This is a genomic window from Mesorhizobium sp. L2C066B000 (assembly GCF_000502335.1).
Classification (GTDB): Bacteria; Pseudomonadota; Alphaproteobacteria; order Rhizobiales; family Rhizobiaceae; genus Mesorhizobium.
In genome coordinates, this window is record NZ_AYWZ01000001.1 from 1,026,252 (window position 1) to 1,041,854 (window position 15,603).

Annotated in this window: 12 protein-coding genes; 9 read left to right on the forward strand and 3 right to left on the reverse strand. The window is 63.7% G+C overall.

What is annotated here, in order from left to right; genetic code table 11:
• The first annotated feature begins 63 nt into the window (after window positions 1–63).
• Together X733_RS24785 and X733_RS161065 are read left to right on the forward strand one after the other, a co-directional pair.
• Window positions 64–1,593, forward strand: a complete 1,530-nt coding sequence (locus tag X733_RS24785) for an MDR family MFS transporter (protein WP_031193053.1) — start codon at window positions 64–66, stop codon at window positions 1,591–1,593.
• Between the two features lie 69 nt (window positions 1,594–1,662).
• Window positions 1,663–2,499, forward strand: coding sequence for an amidohydrolase (locus X733_RS161065; protein ID WP_023817860.1), 837 nt, complete (start codon window positions 1,663–1,665; stop codon window positions 2,497–2,499).
• A 49-nt stretch (window positions 2,500–2,548) separates the two neighbouring features.
• On the opposite strand, the gene X733_RS161060 is transcribed toward X733_RS161065, so the two are convergent.
• Window positions 2,549–3,334 carry a glucose 1-dehydrogenase gene (locus X733_RS161060; protein ID WP_023714603.1) on the reverse strand — a complete coding sequence of 262 codons (786 nt, stop codon included), beginning with the start codon at window positions 3,332–3,334 and terminating at the stop codon, window positions 2,549–2,551.
• 83 nt (window positions 3,335–3,417) lie between these two features.
• Between X733_RS161060 and uxuA the strand changes: the two genes are divergently transcribed.
• From uxuA to X733_RS161035, 5 genes are all read left to right on the forward strand, one after another.
• The gene (gene uxuA / locus X733_RS161055; RefSeq protein WP_023714602.1) at window positions 3,418–4,602 is read left to right on the forward strand and encodes a mannonate dehydratase; all 1,185 of its coding nucleotides are present in this window, start codon (window positions 3,418–3,420) and stop codon (window positions 4,600–4,602) included.
• A 203-nt stretch (window positions 4,603–4,805) separates the two neighbouring features.
• The gene (locus X733_RS161050) at window positions 4,806–6,095 is read left to right on the forward strand and encodes a D-arabinono-1,4-lactone oxidase (protein ID WP_023817861.1); all 1,290 of its coding nucleotides are present in this window, start codon (window positions 4,806–4,808) and stop codon (window positions 6,093–6,095) included.
• Complete coding sequence (locus X733_RS161045) at window positions 6,092–7,264, forward strand: alanine racemase (RefSeq protein WP_031193055.1); 1,173 nt, start codon at window positions 6,092–6,094, stop codon at window positions 7,262–7,264. Before X733_RS161050 ends, X733_RS161045 begins: the two co-directional genes overlap by 4 nt.
• Window positions 7,240–8,994, forward strand: a complete 1,755-nt coding sequence (locus tag X733_RS161040) for an aldehyde dehydrogenase family protein (RefSeq protein WP_023817863.1) — start codon at window positions 7,240–7,242, stop codon at window positions 8,992–8,994. Before X733_RS161045 ends, X733_RS161040 begins: the two co-directional genes overlap by 25 nt.
• A 49-nt stretch (window positions 8,995–9,043) precedes the next feature.
• Entirely contained in the window at window positions 9,044–10,696 is a 1,653-nt protein-coding gene (locus X733_RS161035) for an FAD-binding dehydrogenase (RefSeq protein WP_023815859.1), read from the forward strand.
• A 238-nt stretch (window positions 10,697–10,934) separates the two neighbouring features.
• Here X733_RS161035 and dgoD read toward each other — a convergent pair whose 3' ends face one another.
• Together dgoD and X733_RS161025 are read right to left on the reverse strand one after the other, a co-directional pair.
• The gene (gene dgoD / locus X733_RS161030; protein ID WP_023817864.1) at window positions 10,935–12,083 is read right to left on the reverse strand and encodes a galactonate dehydratase; all 1,149 of its coding nucleotides are present in this window, start codon (window positions 12,081–12,083) and stop codon (window positions 10,935–10,937) included.
• A gap of 7 nt (window positions 12,084–12,090) precedes the next feature.
• Window positions 12,091–12,780: a FadR/GntR family transcriptional regulator gene (locus X733_RS161025; RefSeq protein WP_245259915.1), complete on the reverse strand. Its 690-nt coding sequence runs from the start codon at window positions 12,778–12,780 to the stop codon at window positions 12,091–12,093.
• 245 nt (window positions 12,781–13,025) lie between these two features.
• On the opposite strand from X733_RS161025, the gene X733_RS161020 reads away from it, so the two are divergent.
• Window positions 13,026–14,015: an arabinose ABC transporter substrate-binding protein gene (locus X733_RS161020; RefSeq protein ID WP_023668118.1), complete on the forward strand. Its 990-nt coding sequence runs from the start codon at window positions 13,026–13,028 to the stop codon at window positions 14,013–14,015.
• Window positions 14,016–14,085: 70 nt separating this feature from the next.
• The gene (gene araG, locus X733_RS161015) at window positions 14,086–15,597 is read left to right on the forward strand and encodes an L-arabinose ABC transporter ATP-binding protein AraG (RefSeq protein ID WP_023817865.1); all 1,512 of its coding nucleotides are present in this window, start codon (window positions 14,086–14,088) and stop codon (window positions 15,595–15,597) included.
• Window positions 15,598–15,603: the final 6 nt, after the last annotated feature.

Below are 15,603 nucleotides of genomic sequence, written 5' to 3' on the forward strand. Positions count from 1 at the left end.
ATATCTGGTTGACACCTCTCGGCTGTGGGCACATAAATCGCGCCCCAAGTTACGGAGACACCGATGACTGTCGAGCAGACGCTGCCGGACACAGCGCCCGTGGAGGCCCAAGTCAGGCCCGACCTTACGACCTTGATCGTCTATTTCGGCGCGCTGATCGCCATGTTCATGGCAACCATCGACATGCAGATCGTCGTCACCGCCTTGCCCACCATTGCCGGCGAACTCGGCAATCTGCATTTGTTCGGCTGGGTCGGTGCCGCCTACCTGCTCTCGACCGCCGCGGTCTCGCCATTCTACGGCAAGCTTGGCGACATGTATGGCCGCAAGAATGTCGTGCTGACGGCGATCGGCCTGTTCCTGCTGGGCTCGCTGGTCTGCGGCATGGCATGGTCGATGGAGAGCTTGATCGCCGCGCGCGTGCTGCAGGGTATCGGCGGGGGTGGGTTGATGGTTTCGGCCTTCGCGATGATCGGCGAACTGTTTTCGCCGCGCGACCGCGCCAAATATCAGGGCTACAGTTCGGCGGTGTTCGCGCTGTCGTCGGTGCTCGGCCCGCTGGCCGGCGGCTACATCACCAGCCTGTTCGGCTGGCGTTGGGTGTTCCTGGTCAATTTGCCGATAGGGATCATCGTGCTGGCGGTGCTGGCCTTCGCCATGCGCAGCCGGTTCAACGAAAAGCGGCACCGCATCGACTATCTCGGCGGCGTGCTGCTCGCCACCGGCACGACGGCGATCGTCTATTGGGGCTATCACGTGCTCGACCCCAGCGGACCGGACCTCATCACCTTCGCGCTGCCGCTGCTGGCGCTGGTCGCCATCACCTTGTTCGTCATGGTCGAGCGGCGGGCCGAAGAGCCGATCGTACCTCTGCGGCTGTTCGGCAATTCGACGGTCAGCATCGTCTCGGGCGTGTCGCTGGTCGCCGGAACGGTGACGCTGGGCATGTTCTTCTATTTCGCCCTCTACATGCAGACGCTGACGGGCCTGAGCCCCGCCGAAGTCGGCTTCCTGTTCCTGCCGGCGTCGCTCACGTCCATGGTCATCTCGATCGTGGCCGGGCGGGTGATCGCCGCAACCGGACGCTACAAATGGATGCCGGTGGTCGCCATGGGTATTGGCGGGTTTCTGATGCTGGGCTTCGTCCTCACCAACCAGCATACGCCGATCTGGGTATTGGCGACGATGATGGCAGTGTTCGGCATCAGCATGGGCCTGCAGTTCCAGGTGCTGATCGTGGCGATCCAGGCGGCAGCACCGCTGCAGGATATCGGCGCGGTGACGTCGCTGATCACCCAGGCGCGGACGCTCGGAGCTTCGCTCGGACTGGCGCTGAACGGCGCGGTGATGATCTGGGCGCTGAACCGGCAGACAGCCGAGCTTCCTGCAGACGCCGCCGCCCTGCTGCCCAGTGGCCTGAACGGGTTGACGCCGCACCTCGCATCGAGCCTGCCGGGCGCGATCCGCGAAGTGGTGCTCGACCATTACTCCAGTGGCTTCAACGTGATGTTCATCTGGGTGGCGGCGCTCTATTTCGTCGCCATGGGGCTGACGCTGCTGCTCGAGGACAAAGAGATCCCGAAGCGGGCCTGAGCCAAAGCTTGTGTCATGCGCTGGGTTTAGGCATTTGGCGATGATCTGAAATCACCGAGGAGGACAGCCATGATCATCGACACTCATCTGCACCTGATCGACCTTTCGGCGCTGCGCTATCCCTGGCTCAGCCGCGAGCCGGCGCTCAACCGCGATTTCCCGCACGCAGAATATGCGATCCAGGCCCGCCGGGCCGGCATCGAGGCCGCGCTGCATATGGAGGTCGACGTCGATGAAGCCGACATCCAGGCCGAGGCCAGCCATGTGAAGGCGCAGTCGCTGGAGAAGGGCAGTCTGTTGCGCGGGGCGATCGCCTCCTGCCGCCCGGAGGAGGCCGGTTTCGCCGCCTATCTCGAGCGCCAGCAGGCCGATCCCTTCGTCAAGGGGTTCCGTCGCGTGCTGCACGTCATGCCGGACGAGCTTTCGGACAGCGCGCTGTTTCGCGAAAACATCAAGCGGCTTGCCGGCACCGGCCTGACCTTCGACCTCGTCGTCCTGCCGCATCAGATTCCAAGGGCGGTTGCGCTCGCTGATCTGGCGCCGGATGTGCAGTTCGTGCTCGACCATTGCGGCGTGCCCGACATCAAGGCCAGTGCGGAACATCCGTGGCGCGAGCATATGACCGAGATCGCGCGGCGTCCCAATGTCATCGGCAAGATCTCCGGCGTCGTCGCCTATGCCGATGCCGGCTCATGGACCGTCGAGACCTTGCGCCCCTATGTCGAGCACACGATCGGCATTTTCGGCTGGGACCGCGTCGTGTGGGGCAGCGACTGGCCGGTGTGCACGCTTGGCGGTGGCCTTGCCACTTGGGTGGCGGCGACACACGCGCTGATCGCGGGCGCCAGTCCTGAGGAGAGGACGAAACTGCTGTCGGGCAATGCCAAGCGGATGTGGAAGCTGTAGCGCGGTCGGACACCGATTGCCTGCAAGCGCGTAGAACGCCATCATAGCGCTACTTCACGCCAATACCTGCCGTCAGGCCGCCATCGATCCTGTAGTCCGCGCCGGTGCAGAAACCGGCCTTCGACGAGCACAGGAAGGCGATGAGTTCCGCCACTTCCTCCGGTTCGCCGATACGGCCGAGCGGATGCGCCGCGCCGAAGCGCTTGTAGGCCTCTTCGACATCGGCATCGCTGCCGCCGTCACCGCGCGCAGCCTTCTCCAGGATCGGCGTGCGGATCGAGCCCGGGCTGACCGAATTGACGCGGATGCCTGATGCCGCGTAGTCGAGCGCCAGCGAGCGCGTCAGCGTGTGGATGGCGCCCTTGGTCGTGGCATAGGCGGCGACGTTCTGCTGGCAGGCAAAGCCCTGCACCGAGGCGACGTTGACGATGGCGCCGCCTCCGCGCTTGATCATTTCCGGAATGCCGAAATGCGCGGTCAGGTAGATCGAGCCGACATTGACCGTCATCGTTCGGTTCCAGGTTTCCCAGTCGGTGGTCGTCGCCGTGCCATAGGGATGGACGGCGGCTGAGTTGACGATGACATCCAGGCCGCCGAACTTCGCGACGCCAGCCGCGACCGCGTCGCGCACCTGATCGGAAACGGCGACGTCGGTGTCGATGACCAGCGCTGCTGCTCCAGTGCTTTCCAGTTGCGCTTTCAATGACGCGTTGGCGGCGCGGTCGATGCCGCAGGCGATGATTGCGGCGCCACCGGCCGCAAGGCGTCTGGCGGTTGCCAGGCCAATGCCGGTCGTCCCCGTCACCAGGGCGACCTTGCCGTCGAAATCCGTCATTTCTAAAAACTCCTCCATTTTCTATCGACTCCCATCGGGGTCCAACAATAAGTTGCCAACCTCTCGCAGAAGGAAAGCCGAAAATGGAACAATGCTGGCGCTGGTATGGGCCCGATGATCCGGTGACGCTCGATCATGTCAAGCAGGCGGGCGCCACCGGCGTGGTCTCGGCGCTCCACCATATCTATGACGGCCGGGCGTGGCCTGAGGCCGAAGTGCTGGAGCGCAAGCGCATTATCCAGGAAGCAGGACTGACCTGGTCGGTCGTCGAGAGCATTCCGGTCCATAATTCCTTCAAGATCGGCGCGCAGGAACGCGAGCGCTATGCCGGCTATTACCGCGATTCGATCCGCGCGCTGGCCAAGGCCGGCATCGCCACGATCTGCTACAATTTCATGCCGGTGGTGGACTGGACCCGCACCGATCTAGCCTACCGTCTGCCGACGACAGGCTACGCCCTGCGTTTTGATGCCGTTGATTTCGCCGCCTACGATCTGTTCGTGCTGAAGCGCAAGAACGGTGCTGACAGCTATACGCCGGCGCGTATTGCGCAGGCGGAAGCGCGGCTGAAGGAATTGTCGCCAGAGAAGATGGACCAGATCGAGCGCAATCTGATCGCCGGCCTGCCGGCTACAGAGCGCAAGTATGACCGCGACAGTTTTCGCGAGGCGCTTGCGGACTATGACGGAATCGGGCCGAAGGAGTTGCGCGACAACCTCGCGTGGTTCCTGCGCGAGATCATTCCGGTGGCGGAAGAGGAGGGGGTGCGCATGTGTATCCACCCCGACGATCCGCCGTTTTCGCTCTACGGCCTGCCGCGCGTCGTTTCGACCGCCGAGGATGCGCGTTTCATTCTCAATGCCGTCGACAGCCAGGCCAATGGGCTGACGTTCTGCACCGGGTCCTACGGCACGCGCGCCGACAACGACATCGTCGCCATGGTCAAGGAATTCGCCGACCGCATCCACTTCGCCCATCTGCGCAACATCACCATCGAGGATGACGGCTCGTTCTACGAGGCCGAGCATCTCGAAGGCGGCACCGACATGGCGCATGTCATCCTGGCGCTGATGCAGGAGGAGGCGCGCCGCCGCAAGGAGGGCCGCGCCGACTGGCAAATCCCGATGCGGCCGGACCATGGCCACCTGCTCGCCGACGATATCGGCAAGACAAGGATCAATCCCGGCTACTCGCTGATCGGCCGCCTGAAGGGCTTGGCCGAATTGCGCGGCATCATGCGGGCCGTGGAAACGTTTGGGCTGGCTTGAAGGGGCAACGAACTTGCGTTCAATGCCGACGCCGGCTCAGCGTGCGTCGCTGTAGATAATGCGGCCGGCGCGGACGCAAGACACCTCCGATTGCCAGGTTGACAGAAAGCTGACAATGTATCATATCCGGAAAAGCTGACTATGTATCATATTATCTAGCGCTAGGAGAAAGACCGGCAAAGCCGGCGCCCCAGGGAGGGATCGTGGGAGAGGCTATCAGCCAGTGGAGCAATTGGTCGGGCTATGTCACGGCCACGCCGCATGCTTTTGCCGAACCGCAGAGTCTCGATGAGCTGAGTGGTGCCATTCGCAACTCGCCGGGACCAGTTCGATTTGTCGGCACGGGCCATTCCTTTACGCCGCTGGTCAAGAATGACGGCACCATCCTGTCGCTCGACCGCTTCGAGGGCCTGAGGTCGCACGATCCCGAAAAACTGACGGCGCGGGTCGGCGCCGGCACCAAGATCGGCGCGCTGGCAAAGCTGTTGCACGGCGCCGGCCAGGCGCTGCCGAACATGGGCGACATCGACAAGCAGGCGTTCGGCGGGGCGCTCGGCACCGCCACGCACGGCTCGGGCATCACACTTGGCGCGTACCACACCCAGCTCGAGGCGATGCAGATCGTCGACGGGCGTGGCGCGCTGAAAGAGTTCGACCGTGCCAAGAGCCCCGACATGATCGAAGCCATGGGCGCTTCGCTCGGCGCTTTCGGCGCCGTCACCGAAGTGACGATCCGCAACGTGGCGAGCTACCGGATGCGGCACCGCCGCTGGACGGCGCCGATCGCCGATGTGCTTGCGCAATTCGAAAGCACCATGACGGCGCATCGTTCGGCCGAGTTCTACTACGTGCCGTTTTCGGGCCAGGCGCTGCTGATTGCCAGCGACATCACCGAGGCGCCGGCGACGGTGCGTCCGCCGACGGAAGACGACGATGCGGTGACGACGCTGAGAAAACTGCGCGACTATCTCAGCTGGCTCCCTTGGCTGCGCCGCCGTCTCATCGGCTCGGCCTTCGCCAAGGTGCCGGCCGAGGATTATATCGAGGAGTGGCTGAAGGTCTTCACCTCCGAGCGCAACGTCAAGTTCAACGAGATGGAATACCACCTGCCGTTCGAGGAAGGGGCGGCCGCACTCAGCGAAATCATTGCGCTGCTCGAGACGCGGTTTCCAGAGGTCTATTTTCCGATGGAGGTGCGCGTCGTCGCGCCCGACAATGTCTGGCTCAGCCCCTTCTACAAGCGCCCAACCTGTTCCATCGCCATCCATCACGGCGTCGAGCGCGATCCGATGGCGTTCTTCAACGCCGCCGAGCCGATCTTCAGGAAGCGCGGCGGCCGCCCGCATTGGGGCAAGATGCACAGCCTGACATCAAGGGAATTGAGCGCGCTCTATCCGCGCTGGAACGATGCGATGGCGGTCCGCCGCGAGATGGACCCGGACAACCGCTTCGTGTCGCCCTATATTGCCAGGCTGCTCGGCGTCGCGGCATGAGCCTGACCGACACCTATTTCGCGGAAATGTCGGGCGCGCTCAGGGCAGCCGGGATCTTTCAGCCTTGCCTGGTGCTCGATCTCGACCGGCTCGATCACAACATCGCTGCGATCAAGGCGAAGTTCGCCACGGGCCTCGATCTGCGCCTCGTCGACAAGTCGCTCCCATGCCTGCCGCTGATCGACTATATCCGCGCGGCGTTTGCGACCGACAGGCTGATGACCTTTCATCTGCCGATCAGCGCCGAGATGCTGAAAGTGTTTCCCCAAGTCGATCTCCTGTTGGGCAAGCCGATGCCGGTTGCCGGCGCCAGGCACGCGCTGACGAAGGGCGTTCTCGCCGGGCTCGGCGAAGCTACGTCGCGCATCGTCTGGCTGATCGATACCGAGGAGCGGCTGGCCGCCTATGGCTCGCTTGCCGCCGAGCTCGACCGCGAGCTGCGCGTCTGCTTCGAGGTCGATGTCGGCCTTCATCGCGGCGGTATCAGCGATCCCGACTCACTGGCCCGGGCAGTTTCCGCGTTGGCGAATTACCCGCGGCTGAAATGCGAAGGCGTCATGGCCTACGAGGCGCATATCGGCCATATCCCCAAACTGCTGGGAGGACCGGCCAAGGCGCGCGTCAAGGCGATCAGCCTGTTTCGCCAGTATGTCGCTTGCCTTGCCGCCGACCAGCGCAAGATCCTCAATCTTGGCGGCAGCAGCACCGCATTGCTCTATGACAGCTGGGTCGGCGCCAATGAATTGTCCATCGGATCGGCTTTTATGCTGCCGACCGATTTCGATGTGCCGAGCCTCAGCCAATTGCGGCCTGCCGCATTCATCGCGACGCCGATCCTGAAAGTGGTCGATGTCCAGGCGCCGGGCCTCGACCAGCGCTCCTGGCTGCTGCAGAAGCTCGGGCTGTTGCCGCGGCGCGGCTGTTTTCTCTATGGCGGAAAATGGATGGCGAAGCCCGTCCATCCCGTGGGGATGAAGACCGACAAGACGTTCGGCTTTTCGACCAATCAGCAATTCATGGCGCTGCCCGACAACGTCAATGTCGGGCCTGACGACTACGCCTTCCTGCGTCCGACGCAGAGCGAATTCGTGCTACAGCAGTTCGGTTCGATCCAGGTCTATTCCGGCGGGAAATTCGTCGAGCAATGGGCCGCACTGCCGTTTTCGTAGAGCAATTCCAGGAAAAGTGTGAAGCGGTTTTCCGTCCGGAATTGCGTCAAAACAAGGAGATANCAGCCGAACTCGACCTCGCGCTCACCGATCTCGACGCCAGGAAGGACGACTGGGCGCAGACCTCGAATGGCGAGCGGATCGCCTTGCTGCGGCAGGTCAAGGATCACATCCGCGAGGTCGCCGAGGCGTGGGTCAAAACCGCGACGCGCAAGAAGGGCATCCCGACCGGCTCGCCGCTGGAAGGTGAGGAATGGCTGGCTGGCCCGGCGGCGCTGATGGATGGCTGCAACCAGTTCATCCACACGCTGAGCCTGATGGAGGGCAAGAAGTTCCTTGACAGTCTGCCGGTTCGCACCTTGCCCAACGGACAGGTGGCTGTGACGGTGGTTCCGAATTCGCTCTGGGACAAGGTGCTGTTCACCGGGCTGAAGGCCGAGATCTGGATGCAGCCCGGCGTGACCAAGGCGAACCTCGCCGCAAACACCGCCTCGGCCTATGACGCGCCGCGCACCAGCCGCAAGGGCAAGATCGGCCTCGTGCTCGGCGCCGGCAACGTCGCCTCGATCGCGCCGCTCGACTGCCTGCACAAGCTTTTGGTCGAGCACCAGGTGGTTCTGCTCAAGATGAACCTAGTCAACGACTATCTGATCGATTTCCTGCGGCCGGCGCTGCGGCCGCTGATCGAATTCGGTGCGCTGCGCATCGTGCGCGGTGGCGCCGATGTCGGCGCGTATCTGTGCAACCACGATCTCGTCGACGACATCCACATCACCGGTGCCGCCGCCTCGCATGACGCGATCGTCTGGGGGCCTGGCGAGGAGGGCCGCAAGAACAAGGCGGCGGGCACGCCACGCAACAGCCGGCGTATCACCTCGGAGCTTGGCGGCGTGGCACCCACCATCGTGGTGCCCGGTGCGTGGTCGGATGCCGATATCGCCTACCACGCCGAACTGATCGCTACCCAGAAGCTCAACAATTCCGGTTTCAACTGCATCGCCTGCCAAATGCTCGTGTTGCCCGAAGGCTGGGGCAAATCCGATGCGCTTTTGGCAGCACTCGAAAAGGTGATGCAGAAAGCCCCGTCGCGCCCGGCCTATTATCCCGGCGCGACCGAGCGCCTCGCCGCCTTCGAGGCGCATGCCGACAGCGTACAGAAATTCGAGCGGCCCGGCGGGCCGGCCTGCGTGGTGGTGCCGTTCCGGCCGGGCACGGATACCTATCTCGAAAATGCCGAGGTGTTCGCGCCGGCGCTCAGCGTCATGCGGCTGCCGGCGGGCAATGCGGAATCCTATCTGCGCGCCGCTGTCGCCTACGCCAATGAAAAGCTGCACGGCACGCTTGCCGCCAACATCCTCATCCATCCCAGGACGATCGCCGAGATCGGCCGGCAGCGCTTCGAGGAAATCATTGCCGAACTGCGCTATGGCGGCATCGGCATCAATTCCTGGAGCGGCGTTCTGTTCGCGCTGCTGCGCCCGACCTGGGGTGCTTTCCCTGGCCACACGCTCGACGATGTGCAGAGCGGCATCGGCGTCGTCCACAACACCTATTTGTTCGACAGACCGGAGCGCAGCGTGCTCGAAGCGCCGTTCCGCATCATGCCGAAGCCGGCCTGGTTCCTGACCCACAAAAGGGCACACATGGTCGGCCGCCTGATCACCGAGTTCAACTACCAGCCGAGCCTCCTGAAGCTGCCGCGCATCATCTGGAACGCGCTGCGCGGCTAGCAACGAGCATCCGATCTCGAAAACAAAAGCCGGCACAGGAGCTACGACAATGGCTGACGCGGACGCAATCATCGTTGGCGGCGGGCTGGCCGGCCTGGCGGCAGCCGCGGAACTCGGCGATGCCGGCAAGCGCGTGATCATCGTCGAGCAAGAGGGTGGCGGTTTTCTCGGCGGCCAGGCATTCTGGTCGCTCGGCGGCCTGTTTTTGGTCAACACGCCCGAGCAGCGCCGCCTGCGCATCAAGGACAGCCGCGACCTCGCCTGGCAGGATTGGCTGGGTTCTGCCCAGTTCGACCGGCCCGAGGACCATTGGCCAAGGAAAGTGGCGGAAGCCTATGTCGATTTCGCCGCCGGCGAGATGCGGCCGTGGCTCTACGCCATGGGCATGCGCTGGTGGCCGGTGGTCGGCTGGGCCGAGCGCGGCGGCGCGCTGGCCAATGGCCACGGCAATTCAGTGCCGCGCTTCCACCTGACATGGGGCACTGGGCCGGGCGTGGTCGCGCCGTTCGAAAGGCGCGTGCGCGAGCACGTCGCCAAAGGGCTGATCACTTTGAAATTCCGTCATCAGGTCAGCCGGCTGATCAAGACCAACGGCGCGGTCACCGGCGTCGCGGGCGAAATCCTGGAGGCATCCGATGTCGAGCGCGGCAAGCAGTCGAGCCGCACGGCCGTCGGCGATTTCGACCTTTCGGCCGGTGTCGTGATCGTCACCTCCGGCGGCATCGGCGGCAATCATGAGTTGGTTCGCAAGGTCTGGCCGGTCGGGCGGCTGGGGCCAGCGCCGAAGCGTATGGTTGCCGGCGTGCCGCACCATGTGGACGGCCGCATGGTGGCGATCACCCAGGACGCCGGCGGGGGCGTCATCAACGCCGACCGCATGTGGCACTATGTCGAGGGGATCAAGAACTGGAATCCGATCTGGCCGAACCACGGCATCCGCATCCTGTCGGCGCCGTCGCCGCTATGGTTCGATGCTCTGGGACAACGCATGGAGGCGCCGTTCTTCCCGAGCTTCGATTCGCTCGGCACCTTGAAGCGTATCCTGTCGACGGGACACGATTATTCCTGGTTCGTGCTGAGCAAGACGATCGCTTCGAAGGAGTTCGTGCTGTCGGGTTCGGAGCAAAACCTAGACTTTACGGCCAAGGATTGGCGGGCCGTGCTGAAGAACCGGCGGGGCGGCAAGGCGCCACCATCGGTGGCAGCGTTCCTGGAAAAGGGCGAGGACTTCGTCGTCCGCGACAACCTGGCCGACCTGGTCGCCGGCATGAACGCGCTGTCAGGCGACAATCTGCTCGACTACGACCGGCTCAAGGCGCAGATCGTGGCGCGCGATCGCGAGGTCGACCATGCCTATACCAAGGATGCGCAGGTCACAGCCGTCCGCGGCGCCCGCAACTACATTGGCGACAAGATCTTCCGGGTGACCAAGCCGCACAAGATACTCGATCCCAGGCACGGGCCGCTGATCGCGGTGCGCCTCAACATCCTGACGCGCAAAACGCTTGGCGGCCTGCACACCAATCTCAATTCGCAGGTTCTCGACGGCAATGGCGAACCCATTGCCGGGCTCTATGCGGCAGGCGAGGTGGCCGGCGGCGGTGGCGGCGGCTATCACGGCTACAATGCGCTGGAAGGGACATTTCTCGGCAGCTGCATCTTCTCCGGCAGGAACGCAGGCCGGCACGCCGCGGGCAGGTGACGCGGCTGGCGGGCCAAGAAAAGGTCGATGAGAACAGGACATCCGCCATGTTCCATGGATAGCGACTGCTTTCGATCGCTTGCGGCAACCCAGGCGGTCAGCGAGTTGCGGCTTGCCGGCGCCGACGGTTCCCATGCGCTGGTGCTCGGCGCTGCGGCACATCAGAGGCCTGCGTTACGCTGGCGCCACCGCGAAATCGAACCCGAGGTCCTGAAGGCCTGGCCGCAAGTCGGCCGGGCTACCACTCGGCGAAGGAGCCGTCCTTGTGACGCCAGACCGGGTTGCGCCAGCGGTGGCCTTCCTTGGCGCGTTCCTTGACGTAGTCCTCGTCGATTTCGACGCCGAGGCCGGGACCATCGGGGATTGCGACATAGCCATCCTCGTAGCGGAAGACGTCCTTGTTGGCGGCATAGTCGAGCAAATCGTTTGCGGCGTTGTAGTGGATGCCGAGGCTCTGTTCCTGGATGAAGCAGTTGTAGCTGACGGCATCGAGCTGCAGGCAGGCGGCGAGCGCGATCGGGCCGAGCGGGCAGTGGGGCGCCACCGCAATGTCATAGGCCTCGGCCATCGCTGCGATCTTGCGGCATTCGGTGATGCCGCCGGCATGCGACAGGTCTGGTTGGATGATGTCGACGGCGCCTTGTTCGAACACCGATTTGAAATCCCAGCGGCTGTAGAGCCTCTCGCCGAGTGCGATCGGCGTCGAGCCGAGGGCGGCGATCTCCTTCAGCGCCTCGCGATTTTCGCTCAGCACCGGCTCCTCGATGAACATCAGCCGGTAGGGTTCCAACTCCTTGACCAGCATGCGCGCCATCGGCCGGTGGACGCGGCCGTGGAAATCGACGGCGATGCCAATGTTGGACCCAACGGCCTCGCGCACCGTGGCGACTCGTTCGACAGCCGCATCTATTCTGTCATGGCTGTCGACGATCTGCAGTTCCTCGGTGCCATTCATCTTCAGCGCCTGAAAACCGCGCGCCACCACTTCCCTGGCGCCATCAGCCACTTCCGCCGGCCGGTCGCCGCCGATCCAGGAATAGACCTTGATGCTGTCGCGCAGCTTGCCGCCGAGCAGTTCGTGCACAGGCACGCCGAGCGCCTTGCCCTTGATGTCCCACAGCGCCTGGTCGATGCCGGCAATGGCGCTCATCAGGATCGGCCCGCCGCGGTAGAAGCCGCCGCGATGCATCACCGTCCAATGGTCCTCGATCAGGCGCGGGTCCTTGCCGATCAGATAATCGCCAAGTTCCTTGACCGCTGCCTCGACCGTCAGCGCACGGCCTTCGACCACAGGCTCGCCCCAGCCGGTGACGCCGGCATCGGTCTCGATCTTCAGGAACAGCCAGCGCGGCGGGACGATGTAGGTGGTGAGCGAGATGATTTTCATGCTGGTCTCAGTTGTTCTTGAGTTTCTTGGCGCTGACCAGGTCGCGCGCCGCAAGGTCGAGGATCCGGCCTGCCGCCGCACGCGCTGCCGCGGCATCGCGCATGCGCAGTGCCTCGACCACCTCGCGGTGCGCCGCCACCGCTTCCATGCGCCGGGCGAGCGAAATGGTCGCCGTTGCTTCGAGCGAGAATTTCAGCCCGGTGTCGATCAGATTGCCGATCTGGCGGAAGATCGGGTTGTGGCTCGCGGCATAGACGATCTGGTGGAAGGTGATGTCCGAGCGCGAGAAGGCGGCGAGATCCTCGCCGGCATTGGCCATGCCGCGCCAGGCGGCTTCGAGATCGGCGATCTCCTGCAGCGTCGCACGAGTCGCCGCCAGTTCAGCTACCAGAGGTTCGATGGCGCGGCGCGTTTCGAGGATGGCGTCGAACAATTTGTCGTCCAGCGCATGCGGCGCGTGCCAGGCCAGCACCTGCGGGTCGATGATGTTCCAGTTGTCCTGTTCACATACAACCGTGCCGATGCGCGGCCGCGACAGCACCAGCCCTTTGGCGGCCAGCACCTTCAGCGCTTCGCGGATGACGGTGCGGCTGACGCCATATTCGACGCCGAGTTCGTTTTCGGTCGGCAGGGACGAGCCGGCGGGATAGCGTCCGGAAAAGATGTCTGAGGCAAGCGCCTTGGTCACATCGGGCATGACGCGCGGGCGGCGGGTGTCGCCTGATGCCTTCTTCGAAGTCTCGGTCACCTCAGCCCTCCTCCAAGGCGGCGAAACCACTGATCTCGCGTCCCCGGCCTTACCGGATGCGGATGATTTACGCCAGCGATCCCTGGTCGGAGCATGTAGCTCAATTATCATACCAGATCAATTGACGAGTATGATAAAAAGAATTAGAGACTCTGCATCCGGGCTGAGCGCCCGGCCATCGCTGGGAGGTAATCATGCGACTTCTGAAGACCGCGCTCGTCGCGGGCGCCCTTGCCGTGCTGTCCGTCACGACCATCGCTGCATATGCTCAGGACACCAAGATCGGTTTCATCGTCAAACAGCCGGAAGAGCCGTGGTTCCAGGACGAATGGAAGTTCGCCGACCAGGCTGCCAAGGAGAAGGGTTTTACCCTGGTCAAGATCGGCGCCGAGGACGGTGAGAAGCTGATGTCGGCGATCGACAATCTCGGCGCGCAGGGCGCGCAAGGCTTCATCGTCTGCACGCCTGATGTGAAGCTCGGCCCCGGCATCGTCGCCAAGGCCGCCGCCAACAATCTCAAGCTGATGACGGTTGATGACCGTCTGGTCGGCGCAGACGGGAAGGCGCTGGAAGACGTGCCGCATATGGGCATTTCGGCGACCAAGATCGGCGAGGCCGTCGGCCAGGCGATCGTCGACGAAATGAAGGCGCGCGGCTGGAAGGCCGACGAGGTCGGCGCCATCCGCGTCTCCTATGATCAGTTGCCGACCGCCGTCGACCGGGTCGAAGGCGCCATTTCGGTGCTGAAGGCCAACGGCTTCAAGGCCGAAAACATCTTTGACGCGCCGCAGGCCAAGACCGATACCGAGGCTGCGCTCAATGCGGCGACGGTGGTACTCAACGCCCATGCCGACATCAAGAAGTGGGTCTCCTTCGGCCTCAACGACGAAGCCGTTCTCGGCGCCGTGCGCGCTTCCGAAAGCGTCGGCATCCCGGCCGAAAACGTGATCGGCGTCGGCATTGGCGGCGCGGATTCGGCGATCAACGAGTTCAAGAAGCCGACCGCCACCGGCTTCGTCGGCACGGTGATCATCTCGCCGAAGCGTCACGGGTACGAGACTGCGCTCAACATGTATGACTGGGTCGCCAACAACAAGGAACCCGAGAAGCTCATCCTGACCGCCGGTGCGCTGGCCAAGCGCGACGACTACCAGACGGTCCGCAAGGGTCTCGGCATCGAATAATCCTCCCTGTACAAACAGGCGGCGGCTCACAGTCGCCGCCTGTTTGGCATGGCAAAAGGATAGGCGCCCCATGTCCTTTCTCGACTTCTCGGAAATCACCAAGACCTATCCGGGCGTCAAGGCGCTGTCGGACGTCTCGTTCGGCGTCGACAAGGGCGCCGTGCACGGCCTGATGGGCGAGAACGGCGCCGGCAAATCCACGCTGATCAAGATCCTGTCCGGCGACCAGCATGCCGATGACGGCGAGATCCTCATCGACGGCAAGATGCAAGCCTATGCAACGACGCGAGATGCCTTCGACAATGGCGTCATCGTCATCCACCAGGAACTGCAGCTGGTTCCCGAGCTCACTGTTGCCGAAAACCTCAGCCTCGGCCGCTTCCCCGCCAACGCCGGCATCATCGCCCGTGCCAGGATGCTGGACGATGTTGGCGCCAAGCTGAAATCAGCCGGCATCGACATCGATATCAGCCGCAAGGTCAAGACGCTGTCGATCGGCGAGCGCCAGATGGTCGAGATCGCCAAGGCGATCATGCTCGACGCGCGCGTCATCGCTCTGGACGAGCCGACCTCGTCATTGTCGTCGCGCGAAAGCGAAATCCTGTTTGCCCTGATCGACGACCTGCGCGGCGAGGGCAAGGTAATCATCTATGTCTCGCACCGGCTGGACGAAGTGTTCCGCCTCTGCGACAGCCTGACCGTGCTGCGCGACGGCAAGCTCGCGGCGCACCATGCGTCGCTGAAAAACGTCACACGCGACCAGGTCGTCGCCGAAATGGTCGGCCGCGAAATCTCCGATATCTGGGGGTTTCGCCCACGCCCGGCCGGCGATGTCCGGCTGAAGGTCGACGCTGTTTGCGGAGTAAAACTGACGACGCCCGCCAGCTTCGAGGCGAGGGCGGGCGAGATCGTCGGCTTCTTCGGCCTGATCGGCGCGGGGCGCTCGGAACTGATGCGGCTGGTGTTCGGCGCCGACCCGCGCTCAGGTGGCAGCATCAGCGTGGACGGCAAGGTCGTGCATGCCACCGATCCGCATGACGCGATCCGCGCCGGGATCGTTTTGTGCTCGGAAGACCGCAAGCATGACGGCATCATCCAGGGCCGCTCGATCGAGGAGAACATCAACATCTCGTCGCGGCGTCATCACACACGCTTCGGAATCTTGAACCGCGCTAGCGAGATCGCCACCGCCGAGACCTTCATCAAGAAGCTCAAGGTGCGCACGCCGTCGCGCAAGCAGGACATCATCAACCTCTCCGGTGGCAACCAGCAGAAGGTCATTCTCGGCCGCTGGCTGTCGGAGCAGGGCGTGCGCGTGCTTATCGTCGACGAGCCGACACGCGGTATCGATGTCGGCGCCAAAGCGGAAATCTACGAACTGCTCTACCAGCTTGCCGAAGACGGCATGGCGATCGTCGTCGTCTCGTCCGAACTGCCGGAAGTGATGGGCATTTGCGACCGCATCCTGGTGATGTGCGGCGGGCGCATCAGCGCCGAACTCGCGCGCGACCAGTTCGCCGAAAAAGCGATCCTGGCCGCCGCTCTTCCCGATCAGAAAACCCCCGACGCGATCGCATCCTGAGGATCT

Bases quoted from the DNA above. Each gene is read 5' to 3' on its own strand.
- X733_RS161035 (WP_023815859.1), top strand. From the start codon at position 9,044: ATGGCTGACGCGGACGCAATCATCGTTGGCGGCGGGCTGGCCGGCCTG.
- X733_RS161065 (WP_023817860.1), top strand. From the start codon at position 1,663: ATGATCATCGACACTCATCTGCACCTGATCGACCTTTCGGCGCTGCGC.
- dgoD (WP_023817864.1), bottom strand. From the start codon at position 12,083: ATGAAAATCATCTCGCTCACCACCTACATCGTCCCGCCGCGCTGGCTG.
- X733_RS24785 (WP_031193053.1), top strand. From the start codon at position 64: ATGACTGTCGAGCAGACGCTGCCGGACACAGCGCCCGTGGAGGCCCAA.
- X733_RS161060 (WP_023714603.1), bottom strand. From the start codon at position 3,334: ATGACGGATTTCGACGGCAAGGTCGCCCTGGTGACGGGGACGACCGGC.
- X733_RS161045 (WP_031193055.1), top strand. From the start codon at position 6,092: ATGAGCCTGACCGACACCTATTTCGCGGAAATGTCGGGCGCGCTCAGG.
- araG (WP_023817865.1), top strand. From the start codon at position 14,086: ATGTCCTTTCTCGACTTCTCGGAAATCACCAAGACCTATCCGGGCGTC.
- uxuA (WP_023714602.1), top strand. From the start codon at position 3,418: ATGGAACAATGCTGGCGCTGGTATGGGCCCGATGATCCGGTGACGCTC.
- X733_RS161025 (WP_245259915.1), bottom strand. From the start codon at position 12,780: ATGCCCGATGTGACCAAGGCGCTTGCCTCAGACATCTTTTCCGGACGC.
- X733_RS161020 (WP_023668118.1), top strand. From the start codon at position 13,026: ATGCGACTTCTGAAGACCGCGCTCGTCGCGGGCGCCCTTGCCGTGCTG.